The 22,121-nt window shown below is 60.5% G+C and carries 20 protein-coding genes and 3 pseudogenes; 11 read left to right on the top strand and 12 right to left on the bottom strand.

Features of this window, described 5'->3' with window-relative positions; genetic code table 11:
* Positions 1–255: 255 nt before the first annotated feature.
* The 5 genes from AC07VG_RS29310 to AC07VG_RS29290 all read left to right on the top strand — a co-directional run bounded on the left by AC07VG_RS29310 (position 256) and on the right by AC07VG_RS29290 (position 3,321).
* The gene (locus AC07VG_RS29310; protein ID WP_495022337.1) at positions 256–699 is read left to right on the top strand and encodes a hypothetical protein; all 444 of its coding nucleotides are present in this window, start codon (positions 256–258) and stop codon (positions 697–699) included.
* A 132-nt stretch (positions 700–831) separates the two neighbouring features.
* On the top strand, positions 832–1,377 hold the full coding sequence (locus tag AC07VG_RS29305; protein WP_495022336.1) for a DUF2867 domain-containing protein: 546 nt from the start codon (positions 832–834) through the stop codon (positions 1,375–1,377).
* Between the two features lie 194 nt (positions 1,378–1,571).
* Positions 1,572–2,267 (top strand): tRNA (adenine(22)-N(1))-methyltransferase, encoded by a 696-nt coding sequence (locus AC07VG_RS29300; RefSeq protein ID WP_495022335.1) that lies wholly within the window; start codon positions 1,572–1,574, stop codon positions 2,265–2,267.
* Positions 2,264–2,971, top strand: a complete 708-nt coding sequence (locus AC07VG_RS29295; protein WP_495002772.1) for a phytanoyl-CoA dioxygenase family protein — start codon at positions 2,264–2,266, stop codon at positions 2,969–2,971. The genes AC07VG_RS29300 and AC07VG_RS29295 overlap by 4 nt, the downstream gene beginning before the upstream one ends.
* Positions 2,972–3,126: 155 nt before the next feature.
* Entirely contained in the window at positions 3,127–3,321 is a 195-nt protein-coding gene (locus tag AC07VG_RS29290) for a hypothetical protein (protein WP_495002773.1), read from the top strand.
* Between the two features lie 73 nt (positions 3,322–3,394).
* Here the strand turns inward: AC07VG_RS29290 and AC07VG_RS29285 are convergent, their stop codons facing one another.
* Together AC07VG_RS29285 and pdxR are read right to left on the bottom strand one after the other, a co-directional pair.
* Complete coding sequence (locus AC07VG_RS29285) at positions 3,395–3,526, bottom strand: hypothetical protein (protein WP_495002774.1); 132 nt, start codon at positions 3,524–3,526, stop codon at positions 3,395–3,397.
* Positions 3,527–3,622: 96 nt separating this feature from the next.
* The gene (pdxR, locus tag AC07VG_RS29280; RefSeq protein WP_495022334.1) at positions 3,623–5,110 is read right to left on the bottom strand and encodes a MocR-like pyridoxine biosynthesis transcription factor PdxR; all 1,488 of its coding nucleotides are present in this window, start codon (positions 5,108–5,110) and stop codon (positions 3,623–3,625) included.
* A gap of 77 nt (positions 5,111–5,187) precedes the next feature.
* Here pdxR and AC07VG_RS29275 point away from each other — a divergent pair, with 77 nt between their 5' ends.
* Entirely contained in the window at positions 5,188–6,867 is a 1,680-nt protein-coding gene (locus AC07VG_RS29275) for a M24 family metallopeptidase (protein ID WP_495002776.1), read from the top strand.
* A gap of 110 nt (positions 6,868–6,977) precedes the next feature.
* Here the strand turns inward: AC07VG_RS29275 and AC07VG_RS29270 are convergent, their stop codons facing one another.
* Positions 6,978–7,613, bottom strand: coding sequence for a LysE family translocator (locus tag AC07VG_RS29270; protein WP_495002777.1), 636 nt, complete (start codon positions 7,611–7,613; stop codon positions 6,978–6,980).
* Positions 7,614–7,988: 375 nt separating this feature from the next.
* On the opposite strand from AC07VG_RS29270, the pseudogene AC07VG_RS29265 reads away from it, so the two are divergent.
* The 4 genes and pseudogenes from AC07VG_RS29265 to AC07VG_RS29250 form a co-directional block, all read left to right on the top strand.
* Positions 7,989–9,092, top strand: a pseudogene (locus AC07VG_RS29265) (ArsA-related P-loop ATPase); the annotation flags it as partial.
* Positions 9,093–9,147: 55 nt separating this feature from the next.
* Positions 9,148–9,687: pseudogene (locus AC07VG_RS29260) on the top strand (anion permease); the annotation flags it as partial.
* 361 nt (positions 9,688–10,048) lie between these two features.
* The gene (locus AC07VG_RS29255) at positions 10,049–10,426 is read left to right on the top strand and encodes a DUF1330 domain-containing protein (protein ID WP_495022333.1); all 378 of its coding nucleotides are present in this window, start codon (positions 10,049–10,051) and stop codon (positions 10,424–10,426) included.
* A 13-nt stretch (positions 10,427–10,439) separates the two neighbouring features.
* Complete coding sequence (locus AC07VG_RS29250) at positions 10,440–11,504, top strand: alpha/beta hydrolase family protein (protein ID WP_495022332.1); 1,065 nt, start codon at positions 10,440–10,442, stop codon at positions 11,502–11,504.
* 163 nt (positions 11,505–11,667) lie between these two features.
* Here the strand turns inward: AC07VG_RS29250 and AC07VG_RS29245 are convergent, their stop codons facing one another.
* Together AC07VG_RS29245 and AC07VG_RS29240 are read right to left on the bottom strand one after the other, a co-directional pair.
* Positions 11,668–12,084, bottom strand: coding sequence for an ester cyclase (locus AC07VG_RS29245; protein ID WP_495002780.1), 417 nt, complete (start codon positions 12,082–12,084; stop codon positions 11,668–11,670).
* Positions 12,085–12,208: 124 nt separating this feature from the next.
* Positions 12,209–13,051, bottom strand: a complete 843-nt coding sequence (locus tag AC07VG_RS29240; protein ID WP_495002781.1) for an SDR family oxidoreductase — start codon at positions 13,049–13,051, stop codon at positions 12,209–12,211.
* Between the two features lie 549 nt (positions 13,052–13,600).
* On the opposite strand from AC07VG_RS29240, the gene AC07VG_RS29235 reads away from it, so the two are divergent.
* The gene (locus AC07VG_RS29235; RefSeq protein ID WP_495022353.1) at positions 13,601–14,464 is read left to right on the top strand and encodes an AraC family transcriptional regulator; all 864 of its coding nucleotides are present in this window, start codon (positions 13,601–13,603) and stop codon (positions 14,462–14,464) included.
* A gap of 70 nt (positions 14,465–14,534) precedes the next feature.
* Here the strand turns inward: AC07VG_RS29235 and AC07VG_RS29230 are convergent.
* From AC07VG_RS29230 to AC07VG_RS29200, 7 genes and pseudogenes are all read right to left on the bottom strand, one after another.
* Positions 14,535–14,885 (bottom strand): annotated as a pseudogene (locus AC07VG_RS29230) (ABC transporter permease); the annotation flags it as partial.
* Between the two features lie 53 nt (positions 14,886–14,938).
* Positions 14,939–15,694 (bottom strand): ABC transporter ATP-binding protein, encoded by a 756-nt coding sequence (locus AC07VG_RS29225; RefSeq protein ID WP_495002782.1) that lies wholly within the window; start codon positions 15,692–15,694, stop codon positions 14,939–14,941.
* Entirely contained in the window at positions 15,688–16,749 is a 1,062-nt protein-coding gene (locus tag AC07VG_RS29220) for a FecCD family ABC transporter permease (RefSeq protein WP_495002783.1), read from the bottom strand. The genes AC07VG_RS29225 and AC07VG_RS29220 overlap by 7 nt, the downstream gene beginning before the upstream one ends.
* The gene (locus AC07VG_RS29215; RefSeq protein ID WP_495002784.1) at positions 16,746–17,936 is read right to left on the bottom strand and encodes an ABC transporter substrate-binding protein; all 1,191 of its coding nucleotides are present in this window, start codon (positions 17,934–17,936) and stop codon (positions 16,746–16,748) included. The genes AC07VG_RS29220 and AC07VG_RS29215 overlap by 4 nt, the downstream gene beginning before the upstream one ends.
* 64 nt (positions 17,937–18,000) lie before the next feature.
* Entirely contained in the window at positions 18,001–20,433 is a 2,433-nt protein-coding gene (locus AC07VG_RS29210; RefSeq protein ID WP_495002785.1) for a TonB-dependent siderophore receptor, read from the bottom strand.
* A 114-nt stretch (positions 20,434–20,547) separates the two neighbouring features.
* A complete protein-coding gene (locus AC07VG_RS29205; RefSeq protein ID WP_495022331.1) occupies positions 20,548–21,525 on the bottom strand; it encodes a FecR domain-containing protein in 978 nt (325 codons plus the stop codon).
* The gene (locus AC07VG_RS29200) at positions 21,526–22,041 is read right to left on the bottom strand and encodes a sigma-70 family RNA polymerase sigma factor (RefSeq protein ID WP_495002787.1); all 516 of its coding nucleotides are present in this window, start codon (positions 22,039–22,041) and stop codon (positions 21,526–21,528) included.
* Positions 22,042–22,121: the final 80 nt, after the last annotated feature.

The raw sequence follows: 22,121 nt of genomic DNA, 5'->3' as shown, positions 1-22,121 counted from the left end.
ATATTGCGTGCGCCAAACGTCGGGGCTACTGTTCAAGTGTCGCTGCAAATTCAGCGACGCGGGTTTTGCAGCCCGGATAGAAAAGGCGCACAGCGCCGCGTAAGCGGCATTTTTACGCTCGTGTTATGGCGAGTTGTGCGCAGGAGGCTTCGGCCTGCCGGTTCCTTTTCCCGGTCTGCAAACCTGTGTACGGCTCGCCACCTTCCGTTTTGCAGCGTGGGTGACGAAGTTCCATTCATGAAAAGGAGCGTCACCATGACTAAGAAGATCACCCCCGATCCGCCGGTTGTTCGCAAAGCTCTCAGTACCGCCGACAGAAGCCTGTATCTACGCAAACTTTCTGATACCCCATCCAACGAACCCGAGTCGGTCCCGGCCAACACCCCTCGTTTGCTCGATACCCTCGCGTTCACCAGCTCCAAACCTGTCATCCCCGAAGCGCCCTACAAACCCACGCTATTCGCCATCCAACCCGGCATCACCGCCCAGGATGCCCTGACCTACGTTTCCAATCTGCTCGAAACCGCGGAACTCAATGGCGACGAAATCAGCCTGCACACCAACCCCGTCGAACGGGCGTTGTTCTGGGGCATGCTGCATTCGGTGGAGGTGGCGCGTGCGGTGGTGGATGCCTTGTTGGAGGGCAAATCCCCGTCTAATCAGCTATCGTCAGCGTCGGGCAACCCTCCGAATGGTTGAGGTTGCCAGCCAATAAAGCGCCCCCCGTTTCCAAGGCGTTGAGTATGGGGTGAAAAGGGCGGACGTAGCCGTCACGCAAGCGTGCCGGTCAGCTCGGCGTTAGACCTCAGAAACGAACCATAGGCCGCCTACATGTCAACCGAACACCATCACGCAACCTCTGTGTCGCTTCCTCCAGAGTCATCGATTGCTAAAGCCTACGCATCGATGAATCTCGCCGACGCTTACTCGATCGAGCTTCCCAGCGGAGCGTCAACCAATCCCGAATTGTTGGCGAGGTTCATCTTCGCTCACCAGGCGCCTTGGGTCAGCAGACTCATGGCGGTTCGAGACGCGCTCGTCGCCGGTTTCGGCCTCAAGACAGCCAAGCATCTCGCCTCACTGGATGTGCAGAGCGGAGCGGGCCGACTCGGCATCTTCAAGCTCTACAGCACAAGTCCAACTGAAGTTGTTCTTGGCGAAGACGACAAGCACCTGGACTTCAGGCTCTCTGTTCTGTGTTCCGGCCAGTCGTCGCCGGGCGCTAAACGTCACTTGACCCTGTCGACCGTTGTTCATTGCCACAACCGCTTGGGTCGCCTCTATATTTTTCTCATTGCCCCGTTTCATCGCTTGGTCGTTCAGTCCAATCTTCGCAGTGCGGCACGGGTCGGCTGGCCGTCGGCGACGGAGGCGTAAGCCAAAGCCCAAATCATCATGTGCGGCCAACTGAGGTGGGGAGACCGGCTAATGGGTGTCCCACTTTTCCTCGTCCCACTTTTCCTGATTGATGCTTGCAGAGGGCTTGGGCGACCGGGTGTCGGTCGGTGGCGGGTTGACCTTGGCCGGGAATACCCTCACGGTATTAATCTGTGCCCAAAAAGGAGTGGCAGTTGAACGAACAGACATTGTCCATGCGCCTGGAACGCGTGGCGGCGCATGTGCCGGCTGGTGCGCGCCTGGCCGATATCGGCTCGGACCACGGCTATCTGCCGGTGGCGCTGATGCGCCGTGGCGTTATCACGGCGGCGGTGGCCGGGGAGGTGGCATCGACGCCGTTCCACTCGGCCGAACGCACCGTGCGCGAGAACGACCTGGACTTGCGGATCAGCGTGCGCCTGGCCAATGGCCTGGCGGCGATCGAGCCGGGAGACGGGATCACCGCGATCAGCATTTGCGGCATGGGTGGCGAGACGATCCGCGACATCCTCGACAACGGCAAGGTGTACCTGAGCGGCCAGGAGCGGCTGATCCTGCAGCCCAACGGCGGTGAGCAGCCACTGCGTCAATGGCTGATGGAAAATGGCTATCGCATCCTCTGTGAGGAACTGTTGCGGGAAAACCGCTTCGACTACGAAATCATCGTCGCCGAGCGCGCCGGGCCGGTGCTCTACACCGCCGAGGAGTTGTACTTCGGCCCGCTGCAGATGCAGGCCCGTAGCCCGGCCTTCCTGCTCAAGTGGCGGCGTATGCTGCGCGAAAAGCAGAAGACCCTGACCAGTTTCACCCGGGCGCGGCAGGCCGTGCCCGAGGAGAAGGTGCAAGACATCGCCCGGCAGGCCCGTTGGATCACCGAGCTGCTGGCATGAGCTCGGTCCGGGTGAATCGCCCTCATATTCGTCGGGACCACGAGCAACTCCACCGAGAGGGCTATGTGCTGCTCCGTCAAGCGATCCCGGCCGAGTGGCTGGATGAGCTTCGCGCCGTGTTCGAGGCGGGCGTGAAGCCTTCGGACCAATGGCCAGTGCCGCGTGGCATGGACTGTCGGCATTCGCTGCTGGACGTTGATTCGACGATTCAGGCGGTGTGCCGTCTGCCGGAGGTGCTGGCGGTGGTGGGGGAGTTGATGGGAGAGCGGTTCTTCCTCTCGCAGGTGGAGGGTCGCGAGCCCCTGGCCGGTGGCGGTCATCAGCAACTGCACCGCGACTTGTCGGCCCAACGGCCCGGCGACAGGGTGGGCGCCCTGGCTTATTTCGACGATTATGGCCCCGGGAACGGCGCGACCCGTATCGTCCCCGGCAGCCATCGCCCCGAACAGGGAGAGCGGCCATTCGACTTCAATGACGAGTCCCGGTCGGTGCAGCTTTCCGGCTCTGCGGGTGACATCCTGGTATTTGATGTCGACCTGGTGCATGCGGGCAGTCTGAACTCAACCGGCGCCCGCCGTCGCTCCATCCTGATGAGCTATTTTGCGGAACCTCTATACGCATCACACCTGGAAACGGTGAGCCTGCGAAGTGTTCGGATGGACACGAGCGAGCGATTCGATCCCGCGGATTTTGCCTTGGGATGAGACATTCCGACTAGGCTTGTAGCTTTCGTCCTTCAATCCCCAGCGAGTCAAAAAGATACGGACCTTCCTGCCTGTATCCAAGGCGTTGAGTGTGGAATCTTGGGAGCAACAGGAGTAAAAAATACCTTACCGGCCTCAACCCAGAGGATGTGCCAATGGTCATTACTATCAAAGAACGCGACGAGGACCACATGTCTCATGACTCCAGTAGCGCGGGTGTCAGGATGTGGGATGTCTATCAAGGCGATGTGCTGGTCGGCGTTTATCACAGTGAAGCGGATGCGTTGAAGTACAAGGCTTTGCTGGAGAGCGGTCGATTGGATAGCCTCAAGGCGCCTCCGAAAGGTTAAGACCAACGCAATGAAAAAAGCCCAGCTGGGTGCTGGGCTTTGTGTTTTCGGGAGAACGGGGCGGCGAGCCCGATTAAAACCCGGTATTGCCCTGAGCCTGCCGCGCTGCTTTTTCCTTTTTATGGTTCTTGATGTCCCGCCAGGCGCCCCAGGTGATGAGAGCAACCCCAAAAATGGCCATCAGAATGATTTGACTGGTAGGCATAGCCCGCTCCTTGCAGAAAACGCCCATTGAACGCGCTGCCGCCGCTCCTGCCAAATCGAGGGGGTTACAGAATATTTCAATGGGCGGTACCGGTACCTACTGGGTGATGGCCTGCGCCGCCTGCGCCAACCGCTGTGTGGCCTGGCGGATTTCATCTCGATCCAGTGAGGCAAAGCCCAGACGCAGTGCATTCTCCGATTGATCCATGGGAGAGAACTGGCGGCTGTCTCGCACCACCAGGTCGAACTCCAGGGCTTTTTCCACCAGTCGGCCGACGTTTATGTCGTCGGCAAAACGGACCCACAGCGCCAGCCCGCCTTCGGGTTCCTGCACCGAAATCCGCTCGCCAAAGCCTTCCACCAGACAACGCTGCAGGGTTTCTCGACGCCGTCGATATTCCTTCGAAACCCGGCGCAGGTGCTTCTTCAGTTCACCGTCATTGATCAGGTCCGCCAGCATCTGCTGCGCGACCGCATCCCCATGACCCAGGGTCAGCGCGGCGTTTCGGTTCAGCACCTCGATCACATCAGGGGGCGCAACCACATAGCTGCAGCGGAACGTCGAGCCCAGCGACTTGGACAGCGAACCGATATAGATCACATGCCGTTGGCTGCTGTCGCTGGCGAGAGGCAGATAGGGGCGACCGTCAAAGTGATACTCGTAGTCGTAGTCTTCCTCGATCACGCAGAAATCATGCTGCTTGGCCAGTGCCAGCAGTTGTTGTCGACGCCCGGCATGCAGGCTGACGGTGGTGGGGAACTGGTGATGAGGGGTGAGATAGATCATTCGCACCTTGTGCCGTCGGCACAGCTCATCGATCTGATCGACCCGGCAGCCTTCGCGGTCCAGGTCCACGGTCACCAATCGCGCGCCCAATTTGCGGAATATCTCCCACGCCGGCGGATAACTCAGGCGTTCCACCAGCACCACGTCACCGGGCTCCAGCAGTGCGCTGGCGGTCAGGTACAGCGACATCTGCACGCCCTGGGTCAGGCAGATATGCTCGGCCTCAACGGCCAGGCCGCGATTGTTGCGCAGCATCTCGGCCAGTGCCCGGCGCAGCGCATGACTGGTGCCGTCACAGCCGTGGCGCACGGTATTGGAGACGAAACTCTTGCGCAGCGCATTGCGATAGTAGCGATGCAGGACGGCTTGCGGCAGCAAACGGTGGTCGCAGGCGCCGTTATCGAAGAACAGCGCCCCAGGCTGATGTTGCAGTGCCGTCGCCTGGTGACTCGGGTTGAAATACGGGACGGCGGGTTGCGCCCGCAGTTCCAGTGCGAAGGACGGTGGGGCGCTGCGGGCCTTGGCCATGGGCGCCAGTTGCGCGTTGACGAAGGTCCCCCGGCGCGGTTCGCTGACCAGCCAGCCCTTGGTCACGGCTTCCTCGTAGGCCAGGATCACGGTCTTGCGGTTGACGTCAAGCAACTGCGCCATTTCCCGTGTTCCGGGCAGCAGCGTCCCAGGCGTGAGGCGCCCGTCGACAATCGCGGTCACCAGGCCTTCGACAATCTTGCGGTAGGACGCTTGAGCCTCGGTCCCCTCCAGCTTGAGCAAGGGCCGCCATTTACGCATCTGGACCATCTGAATTATCCAAAACTGGAGGTTCTAATGGTCCTAGTCTAACGCAACAATTGGGCCTCATTCACCCCGAGGTCCTTATGAACACACGCCATGTCATTGAGTTGTCGCCCGCGGGCAAAACCTTCGAGGCCGGTGACGAGTTGCTGCTCGACGCCATGCTCGCCAGTGGCCTGTCGGTGCCGTTCTCATGCCGTCGGGGGGCGTGTGGTTCGTGCAAGGTCAAGGTCATCGCCGGGCAGTACCGTGACAAGCTCCTGGCCGCGGACGCAGCGGCACCTTCCTACCCGCTTGCCGCCGATGAAATGCTGCTGTGCCAGAGCCATGCCTGCGCCGATATGCGCCTGGAAATCCCCGGATGGTCGCTGGACGTACCCACGCTGGAAATCCCCGCACGAGTCTTGGGCAAACGCGCACTGAGCGTGGATATCACCGAGCTGGTGCTGATGCCGGAAACCCCGAAGCCTGTTGAGGTTCGTGCCGGCCAGTACGTCAGGTTTCGCCTCGACGATGGCGACAGTCGGTGTTTCTCTGTTGCCAATCTCCCGGCAGAGGAGGGAGGCCAACTGGTCTTTCATATTCGCCAGGTCCCCGGCGGACTGTTTTCCGGGCAGGTCCTGGCAACGCTGGCCGTCGGCGATACGCTGACGCTGGAAGGCCCATTGGGTGCCTGTACCTGGCAGCACGAAGAGACACGTCCTGTCGTTCTGTTCGCCACGGGAACCGGCTACGCCGGGGTCAAGCCGCTCCTGCTGAGCGCGCTGGCCCGGGGCGCCGAGGTGACGTTGTACTGGGGCGGCTCGCGGCCAGAGGATTTTTACGAACGCGACTTGCTGGACCGGGCCAGCACCAGGCACCCCGGTTTTTCCTGGCACCCGGTACTGTCGTCAGAGGCCCGGATGCAGCAGGTGGCCTTTGAGCAGGCGCATCCTTGGGCGCGGGCGCAGGTCTATGCCTGCGGTAACAGCTCGATGATCCGCGATGTCCGCGCGCACTGCCTCGCGGCGGGCCTGCCGGCTCACCGGTTTGTCGCGGAAGCTTTTGTGCCCAGCGGTATGTCACTGCCCGAGTCGGCGCTCAAGCCGCTGGATGCGGTCTGGGAAAAAGTCGGCCCGCGCTATTCCCTGGACGGCATGTTGGCCGCCCGCGAGCAATCGGTCCGTGCCTTGGCCTCGATCGCCAGCCAGCTGCGGGTCGGCATGACCACCGCCGAGGCCCTTGAGATGGCCAATCAGCAGTTGCAAGCGATGGGCGCGTCCCACACTTGGCATCCGACCTATATCCGTTTTGGCGACGACACCGTGCGCACGCCACGCCAGGGCATCGACCCACACCGCAAGCTGCGCGCAACCGATATCGCCGTGGTCGATCTCGGCCCGGTGTGGGACGGCTATGAGGGCGATTATGGCGATACCTTCGTCTTCGGTGAGCATCCGTTGCACCGGGCGTGCGTAAAGGCATTGCATGAGGTATTCGACGAAACCCGCGAGGCCTGGCACCAGGGGCTGACCGGCCGCGAGCTCTATGACTTCGCCGAACGCAGCGCCGCCTCGAAGGGCTGGAGATTGGAGCGCAACCTGGCCGGGCATCGCATCGCCGATTTCCCCCACGCCTTGTTCGGTCAGGCGAAGTTGGCCGAGTTGGCGATTGTCCCGAGCGAAATGGTCTGGGTCCTGGAAATCCAGCTATGCCATCCCACCGAAGCGGTCGGGGCATTCTTCGAGGATATCCTGATCGGCGAGGGGGCCACGGTCGAATGAAAACGCCCGGTCCAGGCCGCTGCTGGGCTTTGTTGTTTTTGTGAGTGAAAAGGGGACGTATTTATTCTGGAGCAATGTCCCCTTTTGCTTTCAAGCGCAAACAGCCTGCTTTAGCGCTGCCCCTCGACGGCCATGCGTACGGCCAAACCGGTGAGGACTGTGCTCATCAGCCAGCGTTGCACAATCTGCCATACCGGTCTGTTGGCGAGAAATGCCGCGATGGAGCCCGCCATGACGGCAATCAGCGCGTTGATGCTCACGCTGATGACGATCTGCGTGAAGCCGAGCACGAGGGATTGTGTCAGCACGCTGTCGTGGCCGACGGGGTCGATGAATTGGGGCAACAGTGACAAATACATGACCGCGACTTTGGGGTTCAACAGGTTGGTGACAAAGCCCATCGTGAACAGCTTGCGCGGGCTGTCCTTGGGCAGGTCGCGCACCTGAAATGGCGAGCGGCCGCCGGGTTTGACCGCCTGCCAGGCCAGGTAGATCAGGTAGAGCGCGCCGCCGAGTCGCAGGGCGTCATAGGCGTAGGGAACCGTCAGGAGCAGGGCGGTGATGCCCAATGCGGCGCAAAACATATAGACGACGAAACCCAATGCCACGCCGCCCAGGGAAATCAGTCCGGCCATTCGTCCCTGGCAGATCGATCGGGAGATGAGATAGATCATGTTCGGCCCGGGCGTCAGCACCATGCCGAGTGAGATCAGGCCGTAGGCAAGCAGGTTGGACAGTTCGGGCATGGCGTAGCTCCTTGAAGGCAGATGGCAGGCATCTGATGGAGCGCACGATAATAGAGGGGGCGATGCGAGCCGGTTAGATACAGATCGATTGACAAAACGCCATACAGCGGTCGCCGTATTGAGCATTTGGGGGCCATGAGATGAGCCTGTCATGGCTGACCCTCCCGGCGGGGATTATTGACCCATATCAGGCACCTTTCGATTAGGCGCCTGGGGCGCGCTCGCCGGCCCTAACAGAGCGTTGCAGCCATGCTATGTTCCAGCGATTGCAAGCCGTATGCAGCTTGATGGGTGTGCCGCGAATCTGGGTGAGAGGCTCAAGGGCAGTCGTGTGCGTGTACGACTTCGGTCTATCGAATCGCTGAGGAATGACTCATGCAGTTTCTTGAGAACGCACCGCGCTTTCTGTTTTTTACTGGCAAAGGCGGTGTCGGCAAAACGTCGATTGCCTGTGCCACGGCGTTACAGCTGACCGCCCAAGGCAAGCGCGTACTGTTGGTGAGTACCGACCCCGCCTCCAACGTGGGTCAGGTATTTGGTATCAGCATCGGTAACCAGATCACCCCTGTACCGGCCGTGGCCCATTTGTCCGCGCTCGAAATCGACCCACAAGCCGCCGCCCAGGCCTACCGTGATCGGATTGTCGGGCCGGCGCGAGGCGTGCTGGACGCCAATGTGGTCAAAGGCATGGAAGAGCAGCTGTCCGGGGCCTGGAGTGGTTTCCTCGAGGCGGGGCAAGGTGATGCTTCCTGCCTGGGGCCACTGGCGGGGCTCGATAAACAGCGGGATCAATATCGTCAAGCGGTTGAGGCATTAGCCGATCCCGCACGCACTCGACTGGTCTTGGTGGCCAGGGCCCAGGCGACCACTCTGCGCGAAGCTGAACGCACGCGTGAGGAGTTAGCACGCATCGGTCTGGGTGAGCAATTCCTGGTGGTCAACGGTGTGTTGCCCGCTACCGAGGCCGAGACGGACCCGCTGGCCGCCGCCGTACATGCCCGGGAGCAGGCTGCACTGGCCCAGATGCCGGATGAGCTCAAGGCCCTGCCCATGGACCAACTGCCCCTGAAAGCCTTCGATCTGGTCGGCGTTGAGGCCCTGAAGCAGTTGCTCGGCGAAGAGACCCAGGCGATTGGGGGACTGGAGCCTGCAACAGTCGAGCTGCACGCCCCCAGCTTGAGTGATCTGGTCGATGAGATTGCGGCTGACGAGCATGGGCTGGTGATGGTCATGGGCAAAGGCGGGGTAGGTAAAACAACCCTGGCCGCGGCAGTGGCGGTCGAGCTGGCGCACCGAGGATTGTCGGTTCACCTCACCACGTGCGACCCGGCCGCCCACCTGGCGCAGACCCTGGTTGGGTCAATGCCCAACCTCACCCTCAGCCGTATTGATCCCTCCGTTGAAACCCAGCGTTATCGCGATCAGGTGATGGCCTCCAAGGGCGAGGGCCTGGATGAGCAGGGAAAAGCGCTATTGGCCGAGGATTTACGTTCGCCCTGTACCGAGGAGATCGCGGTCTTCCAGGCGTTCTCCCGGATCAGCCCCGACGCTGCAGAACCCCGCATTGACCTACGGCTCTTCGGCCGGCATCACCATGGCGCTCAGCGGGTTTTCCAATCCGGCCCTGGCGCTGGTGGTCGGTGCGCTGTTTATCGCTGCCGCGATGACGCACACCGGGCTGGACCGGCGTATCGCGCTGGTGACGCTGGCGAAAGTCGGCGGCAGTACCCGGCGGGTATTGCTCGGCGCCATGGTGGTCATCGTCCTGCTCAGCCTGGTGGTGCCCAGCGCAACGGCGCGTAGCGCTTGCGTGGTGCCGATCATGATGGGCGTGATTGCGGCCTTCGGCGTTGCCAAACGCTCCAATATCGCGGCAGGAATCATGATCATCGTCGCGCAGGGAACGAGTATCTGGAACGTCGGTATTCTGGCCAGCCTGGCTGAGCTTGGGCCAATGACGGGCGCCCAGAAGCGCTTGGCGGTTGTTTCTGGCCTGCTGCTCCTGGCCTGGGCGACCGAAGGCAAACTGCATGCTTTCGATACGACCTCGACGACTTATGCCTTGCTGTTGGTGTTTGCCAGTACCTACTGGGTATGGCTGGGGTGGATGTGATGGTCGAGTAGCTGAGACGAATGGCCGAAAAGAAACAGGCTACACCTGTGCAAATCGCCCTGGCCTGGTGGTTGGCTCGGAAAACCTGGATCGTGCCCATCCCCGGGACTCGTATTTTATCGTGCACTCCAATGCCACCGTCGAGGGCATTGATCTTCACCGATCAGTTAATCAACTGAATCAGGCAATAGAAGAAACAGATCCGGCAACTCGCTCCGGCACCTCCATCCCATACTTTGAACACGCGATTCACCGCTACTGCCACTTGTGTGGCGGACGGAGTTTCGCACCGCCTGCTATTCAAACCATGGGAATCCATACGATGAACAAGCTCGTCAAAGGTGCTGTCGCGGCCGTCGTTCTGGCGCTTGCCACCACCAGCCAGGCCCAGGAGGCACAACCGCACGGCTACATGATTGCCAATTACGAAATCAAGGATCAGGCGACTTTCCAGAAGTACATGGATGCGGCCGGGCCGCTGGCACCGAAGTACGGCGGCAAGGTGATTGTCTTCAACCTCAAGGCGCCTGCTGTCGAAGGCAAGCCCAAGTCGGTGATGGCCATCGCCGAGTTCCCGAGCCTTGCCGATGCTCAGCGTTTCTACAACTCGCCGGAATACACCGCGGCCAAAAAATTTCGCCTAGCGGCTACCGAAGGCAGTGTCGTCATTACCGAAGCGTACGTGCCTGCGTCGCAGTAATCAGGAGCCTGATATGGTCAAGCCACTCGATGATGTCGTTCACCCGTCCACCACTCCCTCGCCAAGCCGGCGCAACCTGCTGAAAGTTGGTGCAGCGCTCGCCACACTCCCTGTTATAGCCTCGACACTGTCATTTGTTCAGGCTGCGGAGAAAGAAAAGATGACAGATACCAACATCCCCCAAGACAAATCAGACGCCTTCATCAACGGTCTTGCCGACTTGATGGCGCACTCGACCCGCACTCCGATTCTGCGTTGGCCGAACGAATACGGCATGGACTATGAGGAGATTTTCTTCCCGGCAATGGACGGGGTTACTATCGAAGGCTGGTTTATTCCGGGTAAATCCAACCGGTTGGTCATCTGTAACCACCCGATGCCGTGCAACCGCTACGGTTATCCTGGGCATCTGCAGCCCTGGACGGACTTCGGTGGCTTCGAAGTGAACTTCCTACCGGAATACAAGGCCCTGCACGATGCTGACTACAACATCATTGCCTATGACCTTCGTAACCATGGTCGTAGCGGCACGGGCAGCGGCGGCGTAAACGGTCACGGTGTGCTGGAATATCGTGATGTGGTGGGCTCGTTGCGCTATGCCAAATCCCGGCCTGACACTAAAAACATGAAGACGGTGCTGTATAGCCGTTGCTTGGGCGCCAACGCCACCATCGTCGGGATCAAGAAGCATCCTGAAGAGTTCAAGCACGTCAAAGCCCTGGTTGCCTTGCAGCCGGTGACACCCAGGGTGTTCGTGGAGACCGCGGTGGAGCGGGAGAAGATCGCCAATGGCGTTGAACGGTTCGATGCGGCTCTGCATCGACGCACCGGCTATCACCTGGCGGATGTCTGGCCTATGGAGTATGCCAAAGCTGTAACCCTGCCGACCTTTGTTGCCCAGGTCCGTAACGATTTTCTGACCAAGCCTTCCAATGTCCAGCAGATCTTCGACACCTTATCGTCCAAGGATAAGGAGCTGTTCTGGATTGAAGGAACAGACCTTAGATTTCAGGGCTACAACTACTTCGGGCAGCACCCGGAATTGATTTTGAAATGGTTTGACAAGCACATTGTCTGACGCGGGTAGGGGAGGCCAGTCTTGGGACTGGCCGCCCCGTTCGATCCTTTTACTACCTGGCAGTCGGATTAAAACAGGGAGGGTGAACGATTCGGGGGGTATTGCTCTGTTATGAAACCGTTCACAAGACCGGTAGGAAACAACCCTCTGAGGACTTTCTGGATCAGGTTGGAACTGCGCCGATTTGCTGTAAAAGAGTTAGTAAATCGGGTTGCCCACGTTCCTCGACGAACTTCCCATCCGCCAGGCGGTAGAAATTCATCGCTTGGACCGTGATTGGCTTGTGGGTCGGTGGAACACCGAAGAATGCTCCATCGTGAGTCCCTCGCATGATGAAACGTGCTGCGATCTTATCGCCTTCGACGATCATCTCTTCGAGTGTCCATTGAATATCAGGAAAGCCGGAACGCATCATGGCGATGATTTCCAGGTAGCCTTGCGGTCCTTTCACGGGATCGGGGCGTCCCGGCACGTGGAAGACGGCATTGGGGGAAACGAGTTCTTGGGCGAGCGCTTCGCTGGCGGTGTTGATGAACTCAAGGAAGCGAGTCATCACTTTCCTGTTGGTTTCAGTTGTCATGTTTATTACTCGCATTGCGGTGGGGGCGTTTCATCTTAGTACTGGAATCTATATGTGATAAATGCCTGTTATTTTCATAAACTCCCAATCATATGTTTGTAATTCTTGGCCGCCCTGGCGGCAATCAAGCGTCGTCGTGGGCCAGCGAGCAGGACAAAGCCCGGTGCGCGTCAGCCTGGTCTAGCAGTGCTTTGGCCTTGGCCTCGAAAGTCTGAACCGCGTCTGCACCTCCTGCGAAGCGCGTCGGTGGCGTGTCACTCGCCGCGAGCTGGACGATGGCTGCGGCGAGTTTGGCCGGGTCACCACCCTGCTTACCATTCATGCCGCTCCAGGCGGTGACAGTCTCTCGAGTGCGCTCGGCGTAGTCGTCCAAGTTCGGTTCAGCGAAGGTTGTCGAATCCGTACTGAGTAACTCCGTGCGGAAAAAACCGGGTTCCACCAGCATTGTCTGAACACCGAAGGGGGCAACTTCCGGCGCCAGCGATTCCATCCAGCCTTCGATCCCGAACTTCGCGGCGGCGTAGGCGCTGCAGAACATTCCGCCGCTGATACCTGCGGTGGAGGAGATCGTGAGCAACAGGCCTGAGCGTTGTTTGCGCATCACCGGCAGTACGGCGCGGGTGACGTTCATGGGGCCGAACAGCAGCGTCTCGATCTGCTGGCGAACCTGTTCAGGACTCAGTTCTTCGAAAAAGCCAGCGTAGAAATTGCCGGCATTATTGACCAGAACGTCGAGTCGCCCGAATTGGCTGATGGCGGCTTCTACCGCCGTGACAGCATCCTCAGGACGGGTAATGTCGAGCTTGATCGCGAGGAGGTTATCGTTGCTACCGATTGCGGCAACGATCTTCTGTGGATTGCGACCGGTGGCCACCACAGCGTGTCCCGCGGCCAACGCGGCTTTGGCCAAATGTACGCCTAAGCCCCGACTGGCCCCAGTGATAAGCCAAACCTGTTTGTTTGTCATGCGATGTTCCTCGAAGGTCAAGTGGTAGCGCTGTTCAATGGTGAGCGTCAGGTACCATTTGCCAGGCTCGTCTCTCGCAGCGTTAGGGCATTGTCTCGGTTCTGTTACCGAACGGTTTGCCGGGATCAGCGGGATGATTGCCTAAAACGCTGGATTTTCGATTTCAGCAGATTTGCCCTATCGTCGGTTTGGGTACTCTGATCCATCGGTCTGTACCTCGCACTATGAAACCTTGGCCAAAGGTGGTGTCGGTTCGCTGAAGGCCACTGCATCTCTCGTTGATTTGAGCAGTGACAGTTAGCGTAACAACGCGTAACCCAGCAATTGATAAAGAGCGCCTCATCAAATTGGGCAATAAATCCGGTTGATCAGGCAATCACCTTGCCCTGCGGCGACACATACTGAGGTTATGCTGGCATCGTATGAAAATGGTGTTGCCAAATGCCCTCTGAGCGACATCGCTGTCGGAGCGAAAGATCTGATATCTCCAAGGAGCCGAATGTGAAACCTACCCCAAGAAGCAATCGGGGCAGTGGCGACCCCCGTGCGTTGGTTGAGGCGGTGGCTCGAATTCTGCGAACTGATGGTGATCATGTCACGGCGATTCCAGGACTCAGCCTGCACCGACGCAAGGCTGCCACGTCCCCCATGCATTGTATTTACGGTCTGGGCTTGGGAGTCACTCTGCAAGGCTGTAAGCAGGTCATGGTTGGTGAGGAGGTCCTGACTTATGCCCCGGGCCAGTCCATGGTCACGAGCGTGGACCTGCCGGTCATTTCTAACGTGACTCAGGCCAGCGTCGCGCGGCCATTCCTGGGGATCATGCTGACATTCGACAACTCCCTGGTGATGCAGGTGGCCGAGCGTATGCAGTTGTCGCAACGCATGAAGGATGATGGCTTTCGGCCGATTACCGTACAGACTTTGGACACCGGAGTGCTTGATGCTCTGGGGCGGCTGGTCGAACTGCTCGATGAGCCGGAATTGCTTGCACCCATTGCGCCACTCATTCGCAAGGAGATCATCGTTCGACTGCTCAGTGGGGCTCATGGACCCCAACTGCTTCACATCGTGACCGCGGGCTCACCCAGTCAACATATCGCCAGGACGGTAGCCTGGCTCAAGCAGAACTTCCATCGGGTCCTGCGCATGGATGACCTGGCGGTAAATGCTCATATGAGTCCTTCAACTTTTCGTCAGCACTTTCGTGCCGTGACGGGTATGAGTCCGTTGCAGTATCAGAAACAGCTGCGGCTGCAAGCCGCTCGGCAGTTGATGCTGAGTCAGAATGTAGATGCGAGCAGTGCAGGTGGGCTGGTGGGGTATGAGAGCTCATCGCAGTTCAGTCGCGAGTACAGCCGCCTCTTCGGTGAACCGCCGCAGCGAGATATCAAACGAATGCGCATGCAATAGACTTCGGACGCTGTCCACGTGCAGGCGCGGGGCGATGCTCATCGGTGTGACGAGCCTGGGGTTGTTGCCGTTACTGAGCCCATGTGGCCACCTTCAAGCGAAGAAGTCTGAACAGTTGATCGGTGACCAGCCCCAACAGGCGGATCACAGCGATCGTCAGGAAAATCACGTCGACCTGGAAGCCGCGCATGGCCTTGGGGCTCAGGTAGCCCAGGCCGCTGGGGGCGGCCACCAGTTCGACCACCACCAGGTAGGTCCAGGCCCAGCCCATGGTCACCTGCAAGGTGTCCAGCACTCCCGGCAGCGAGGCCGGGGCGATCACATGCACCACCGCATCCACGCGGCTGGAGCCCAGGGTGTAGGAGGCGTTGACCAGGTCCTTGGAGATGCCCCTGGACACGTCGGCGACCATCACCACTTCCACGCTGGCCCGACATGCGGCCGCCGTTTGCTCGTGGCCCCCAGGCCACCTGTTCAAACGATATCGTCGATCAGGATATGGCGCCTGGCCTGGCTGCACTTTTCGATCCGTGCCTTGACCTTGTAGACCTCACGCAGCATCTGCACATTGATCACCTCATCGCTGGGGCCGCTGCCCCGGGCGCGGCCATTGGCGATGACCAGGACCTGGTCGGCAAAACGCAGGGCCTGATTCAGGTCGTGGAGGGCAATGAACACAATGATTTCTCGTTGTCTGGCCAATGAGCGCATGAAGTTCAACACCTGCACCTGGCGGTGCATGTCCAGCGCGCTGGTGGGTTCGTCCATCAACAGGATTTCCGGTTCGCGCACCAGGGTTTGCGCAATCGACACCAGCTGTTGCTGGCCACCGCTGAGTTCGCCGAGGTTGCGAAAGGACAACTCGCTGATTCCCAGCGCAGCGAGGATCTGATCAACCCGCTTCAGTTCATCGTCATGCACGCTCCAGCCGGGCGTGAGCTGTTTACGGGCCAGCAGCACCGATTCATAGACCGTCAGGCGGGCGCTGGCATTCAGGCCCTGGGGCATGTAGCAGATGCCTTGCAGGCCTTTTTTCGAGTCCTGCAAATTCACCCGTCCCGCTCCGTCGATCAGCCCGGCCATGCGTTTGAACAGCGTGGATTTGCCGGCCGCGTTGGGGCCGACCACGGCGACCACCTGTCCGCCCAGAAATGTCGAGGTGGTGACGTCGCAAAGAATCTCCCGCTGGCCGTAACGGGCCCCCAGGTTCTCCAGTTGAATCTTCACCATGAATGTTTCTTCCCATTGAGGATCAGCGAGATGAAGAACGGCACGCCGATCAACGAGGTGACCACGCCGATGGGAAATATCGCGCCCGGAATCAGGGTTTTGCTGACCACCGAACTGGCGGACAGAATCAGTGCGCCGGTGATGAGCGAGGCCGGTAAAAAGAACCGTTGATCCTCGCCGATCAGCATTCGGGCAACGTGCGGTCCGACCAGCCCGATAAAGCCGATGGTGCCGACAAAGGCCACCGGGAACGAGGCCAACAGGCTGACCATGATCAGGGTCTGAAAGCGCAGGCGCTTGACGTCGATGCCGAAGCTGGCGGCCTTGTCATCCCCCAGGCGCAAGGCGGTCATGGCCCAGGCGCGCTTGGCGAAGATCGGCAAGGTGATCAGGATCACCAGACAGACCACGCCGAGTTTTGGCCAGGTCGCCTTGGTCAGGCTGCCCATGGTCCAGAACACCACGGCGGCGACCGCTTGCTCAGTGGCGAAGAACTGCACCAGCGCCAGCAGTGCGTTGAAGGTAAAGACCAGCGCGATACCCAGTAACACGATGGTTTCGGCGGTCACACCGCGTCGCAGGCTCAACAGGTGGATCAGCAGCGCACAGAGCATGGCCATGATGAACGCGTTGAGCGGCACCATGTATTGCGCCGCAACCGGGAACAGCGCGACACCGAACGCCAGGCCCATGGCCGCGCCAAAACCGGCGGCCGCGGAAATGCCCAGGGTAAAGGGGCTGGCCAGTGGGTTGTTGAGGATTGTCTGCATCTGCGCCCCGGCCAACGACAACGCCGCCCCGACCGCCACGGCCATCAAGGCTACCGGCAAGCGGATTTCCCACATCACCACCCGCACTTGTGCCGGTGCGGTATCGGGTGAAAACAGGGCGCCGAGCACTTCGCCCAGGCTGTAGCGCGCCGGTCCCAGCGCCAGATCGAGCACTACGCTGAACACCAGCAGCGTGGCGAGCCCGGCGAGAATCAGCCGCTTGCGCAGCACCAACTGGCGGTAGGTATCACTTTGTACGATTTGTGCTTCACCCAGGGAGCTCATGGCTTGGCCTCTGTCGCTTGCAGGCTGACGAAGTAGCCGGGTTCGTAAGGGACCGGCAGGAACCGTTCATGGAGTTCGCGAAACGAAGCATCGGGATCGAGATCGGCAAACAGTGTCGGGTGGAACCACTTGGCCAACTGCTGGATGGCGACGAACTGATAGGGGCTGTTGTAGAACTGATGCCAGATGGCATGGAAGGCTTGGTGCTCCTGTGCCTTGATTCCGACATAGGCCGGACGTTGGGTGTACCAGGCCAGTTTCCGCCGGGCCTCTGACAGGTCGGCTCCAGGGCCCACGCCGACCCAGCGTCCGCCGGGGGCAAAGGCTTCCCAGTTGGCGCTGGTGACAACCACCTGGTCCGGGTTGGCGACAATCACCTGCTCGGGGTTCAGTTGTCCGAACGCACCCGGGATGATGCTCTTGGCGATGTTGTTGCCACCGGCCATTTCGACGAAACGGCCGAAGTTCTGGTTGCCGAAACTCAGGCAACAATCCTCGGTGTAGCCGCCGATGCGTTCGATAAATACATTCGGTCGCACGGGTTGACGCGCCGCGATCACATCGGTGACACGACGGATCTGCTGCTGGCGAAAGTCGATAAAGGCTTCGGCCCGCTCTTCCTTGCCAAACAACTTTCCGAACAGACGCAGGGTCGGTTCGGTGTTTTCCATCGGGTTGTTGCGAAAGTCGACATACACCACCGGAATGCCCACGGCGTTGAGCTTCTCGATATAACGGGCGTCCTCGGTGGCGTGCTGGGCTTCGATATTGAGGATGATCACATCCGGCTGCAGGGTGATTGCCTGTTCAATATCGAAGGTGCCGCTCTCGAAACCGCCGAAGGTCGGGATCTGGGCGATGGCGGGGAATTGGCGCAGGTAGGCGCCGTAGGTGTCCGGATCGGACTGGATCAGGTCCTTGCGCCAACTGACAATGCGCTCGAGGGGGTTGTGGGTGTCCAGCGCCGCTACCAGGTACAACTGACGGCCTTCGCCGAGAATCACTCGCCGGACCGGAATATGCACCTTGACCTGGCGTCCCAGCAGGTCGGTCACCGTGACGGCCGCGGGGTCCTGCTCGACTGCAACGGCATGGCGTGGCGTCAGTGAGGAAAGCAGCGCCGTGCCCAGCAGGCCAGCCAGCAGCAGGGCGGTCAGGGTGTGGCTGCGTCGTTGAACAGATGCCATGGTGGAAGCCTTTGCAGAGGTCAGCTCAGGCAACGGTCCAGGCCGTTGCCCAAGACCGAACGTTTCAGAAGTCGACGGTGGCCGACAGTTGCAGGGTGCGTGGCGAGCCTTGGGAGAAGGCCCCATAGGACGCGACGCCGGACCAGTACTCACGGTCGAAAACGTTCTGCACCGTGGCCCGGAAGGTGGTCGGGCGCTCGGCGATCCGGGTGCTGTAGCGTGCGCCGACATCGAAGCGGGTCCATGGATCGAGTTTCTGCGTGTTGGCCTGGTCCACGTACTGGCTGCCGGTGTAGATCGCGCCGCTGGTCAGAGTCAGGCCTTCAATCCAGGGCGTATCCCATTCGGCCCAGAGATTGGCCTGCACCTCGGGGACTCCCACCGCTGTGTTGCCGCGATTGGCGACGGTGCTGGTCTTGGTCAGTTCGGCGTCGAGGAAGGTGACGCCACCGAGCAGGCGCGTGCCCTCGGCGACTTCGCCGAACACATTCAGCTCGACGCCACGGTTGCGTTGTTCGCCCTGTACCGAGAACACACCGGAGGCCAGTTCGCCGCTGGGTTTTTTGATCTGGAACAGGCTCAGAGTCGAGGTGAAAGTGCCGTAGTCGACCTTGACCCCGACTTCCTGTTGGCGAGAGATATAGGGGGCAAAGATCTCGCCGGAGTTCGAGGCCGTGGCCGGTGCGATATCGCCTTTGCTCAAGCCTTCGATGTAGTTGTAGTAGAGCGACACGTGCTCCCAGGGTTTGACCACCACACCGAACAACGGCGTGGTTTTGCTTTTATCGTAAGACGTGGTGACGACACCGGTCGTGCTGTAGTTATCAGACTTGATGTTCTGTTTGCGCAGGCCGAAGGTGACCTGCAAGCGCTTGTCCATCATCGACAGGGTGTCGGCCAGGGCCGCGCCGGATAGCTCCGTGGCGGACACTTTCAGGGCATCCGGGGTCGCGATGTCGGGTTTCGGGCGATCGATCGGATGGTAGATGTTCGACAGCACCGGTGCGCCGGAGATGATCCCCCGCGACAGCTCGTCCTGGTAGTGGGTCACTTGAAACGTGGTGCTGTGGCTGATGGGGCCGGTGTCGAAGCGCAGGCGGGCGCCGGCATCCACGGTGTAGCGTTCGACTTCGAATTTGTAATAACCGGGGGTCGAAGTGGTGTCCCCGGCGGCATTGAGAATGGTCGGGGTCTGATCGGACATGCGCGCCACGTCCGACTTGCCGCCGCCGGCATGGGCGAACACCGTGAGGGCGTCGTTCACATCGTATTCGGCACCGAGCAACGCGGCCTTGTCGCGGGTTTCTGCCCAACCCCAGTCCTGGGTGACGTTGATCCGACCGTCGGCGGCGGAGGGCACCTTCACGCCGGATTTGATCAGGAAGGGCCGCGAGGGGGCATCGAACTTTTCTTGCTGGCTGATCAGGTCCAGGGTCGTGCGCAGGCGTTCACCCCGGTAATCCAGGGAAATGGCGCCGATGCCGACGTTCCTGGACTGATTGTCGATGGCGGTGTCGCCTTGCTGGGTACTGCCATTGATGCGTATGCCGAACTGGCGTTCCTCGCCAAAGCGCCGGCTGATATCGACATGCCCGCCGACCTGGGTGTTCATGGCGTAACTGGTGGTGAAGCGGGTCAAGTCTTCGTCGAGAGAGCGCTTGGGCACCACGTTGATCACTCCGCCGACCCCGCTGTTGGGCGACATGCCGTAGAGCAGGGCGCCCGGCCCCTTGATCACTTCGACGCGCTCGGCGTACTCGGTGAAGACCCGGTAGTTGGGGGCCACGCCGTACACGCCGTCGAAGGCCAGTTCGCCCAGGTTGCCTTCGCCCACCGGAAAGCCGCGAATGAAGAACGAGTCGACCACACCGCCGGTCTGGCCGGTGGAGCGGACCGAGGAGTCACGCTCCAGCACGTCAGCTACGGTAGTGGCCTGTTGATCCTTGATCAGGGTCGAAGTGTAGTTGCTGACGCTGAACGGCACGTCCATCACATCCTTGTTGCCCATCAGTCCGAGTCGCCCGCCACGGGCCACCTGGCCGCCGGCGTACACCGGCGGCAATTCGCCCGGGCGCGCCTGGGTGGCGCTGATGGTGGTTTCGGCAAGGGTCAGGCCGCCGGCGCTGTCGGTCGGACGAGGCGTCAGGGAGTAGCTGCCGTCACTACGGGAAACGATTTCCAGGCTGCTGCCGGCCAGTAGCCGGGTCATGGCCTCCTGGGTCGAATAGGATCCCGAAAGCCCGGGGCTGGTCAGCCCCTCGGTCAGGGACGGCTGGAACGACAGCGCAATACCGGCCTCCACGGCAAACCGCGACAGGGTTGCCCCCAACGGTCCGGGGGCAATGTTGAAGGCGCGGACCGCGACCGCATCCAGCTGTGCCGGTGTGGCCGCCATGACCAGGGGGGTGGCGAGGCTGCTCAGGGTAAGGCTGAGCAGTGCGCTGCGCACAGCCAGTTTCAATGAGCGATCCGAACGCGGAGATCGTGCGACGAGCATGGAATGGTGACCCTTTCGGCAAGATTGAGAAGTGCTTCCTTCCCTAGCCAGCCGAGATCAAAAAAAGTATCACCCGCGTCGCACTATTTTTTAATCCGGGTTTTCCAGGGGGATTCAAGCGGGCGAGAGCGTCATCCAATAACCGCTCAAATGCCCGGTGACGACGATCGGGTAGGTTTGCACCAGCATGCTGAGGGTGCGTTGGCTGTCGCTGATGGGAAAGGCACCGGAGATACGCAGGTCGGCAATCGTCGGATCGCAGCGCACGAAGCCTTTTCGATAGCGCGCCAACTCGGCCACGAAGTCGGCCAGGCGCATCTTGTCGGCCATCAGCATGCCTTGGGTCCAGGCGCTGACGGCGCTGTCCACCGGGAGCAGTTGGCCAAAGGCTTGCGCTGAAAAATCGGTCCGTTGCCCGGCATTGACGATCAGCGGGGCGACGCCGCTGTCAGGGGGCAGTTCGACCCTGACGGCACCTTCCAATACGGCGAGGTGCGTTTGGGGTTGCACTTCCCGAACGGTAAAGCGCGTGCCCAGTGCCTGCATCCGCCCCTGGCGAGTGCTGACCAGAAACGGTCGAGGCTGCGCTAATACATCCGGCGCGGTCTGCACCAGTATCTCGCCTTCGCGCAAGCTGATCAGGCGCTGGTTGGCGTCAAACAGCACATCAATGGCCGTGTCGGTGTTCAGGGTGACCCGCGAGCCATCGTCGAGAGTCAATTCGCGGCGCTGGCCAACGGTGCTCTGGTAGTCGGCCGTCCATTGTTGCGTTTCCAGCAGTTTCCAACCGCCCCAGCCGGCCGGCAAGACCGCCAGGATCGTCGCCAGTTTGGCCAACGCGCCGCGCCGGGAGGGATTGCTTGGGCGATCCAGTGCCGACATTGCCAGGGCGCGTGGCAGTGTGCCGAGCTTGCCTTGCAGGCTCTGCGCGCGAGCCCAGGCGCGATGGCGCTCTGGGCTGCTGCTGCGCCAGCGCTCCAGGTCGGCGCGTTGGCTGGCGCTGAAATCGCTTTCGCTCAGGCGCATCAGCCACTCGGCAGCCTCTTCCAGGGCCCGGGGATCAATCGGCGCGTCACCGTGGCGGATCGACATTCAGTCCGCCAGCATCAGGCACTGCACGAAGGCTTGCTTCATGTAGCGTTTGACGGTGATCAGCGAGACACCGAGTTGCCCGGCGATGTCCTCGTATTTCACGCCGCCGATCTGCGACAGCAGGAAGCAGCGTCTGATCAGGGGGGGCAGGGCATCGAGCATGGCGTCGATTTCATGCAGGGTTTCCAGCACGATCAAGCGCAACTCGGGTGCGGGCACTTCAGGCGCCGGTAGCAGCGCCAGTGCGTTCAGATAGGCGCGCTCAAGCGCCTTGCGCTGATACCAGTTGACGAGAATGCCCTTGGCCACACAGCTGAGGTAGGCCCTGGGCTGCTCGATCACCGGCACTTTGGAGGCGAGTATGCGGGCGAATGTGTCCTGCGCCAGATCGGCCGCATCCATGGCGTTACCCAGCTTCTTGCGCAGCGTGGCGTACAACCAGCCGTGATGCCCGCTGTACAAGGCCTCAATCGTGCGCAGATGATAATTGTGGGGGGCGGGAAGGGTATCGCTCATGGCAGAATTGTTTTTTGCGATTGAGAAGTATTCATAATACTAGTTTGCCCCGTACCCGCGACGCAAGGGGCAGTTGTTCG

It is taken from the genome of Pseudomonas sp. GW821-FHT03C07 (genome assembly GCF_059420925.1).
This window is presented reverse-complemented; position numbering and strand designations above follow the sequence as displayed.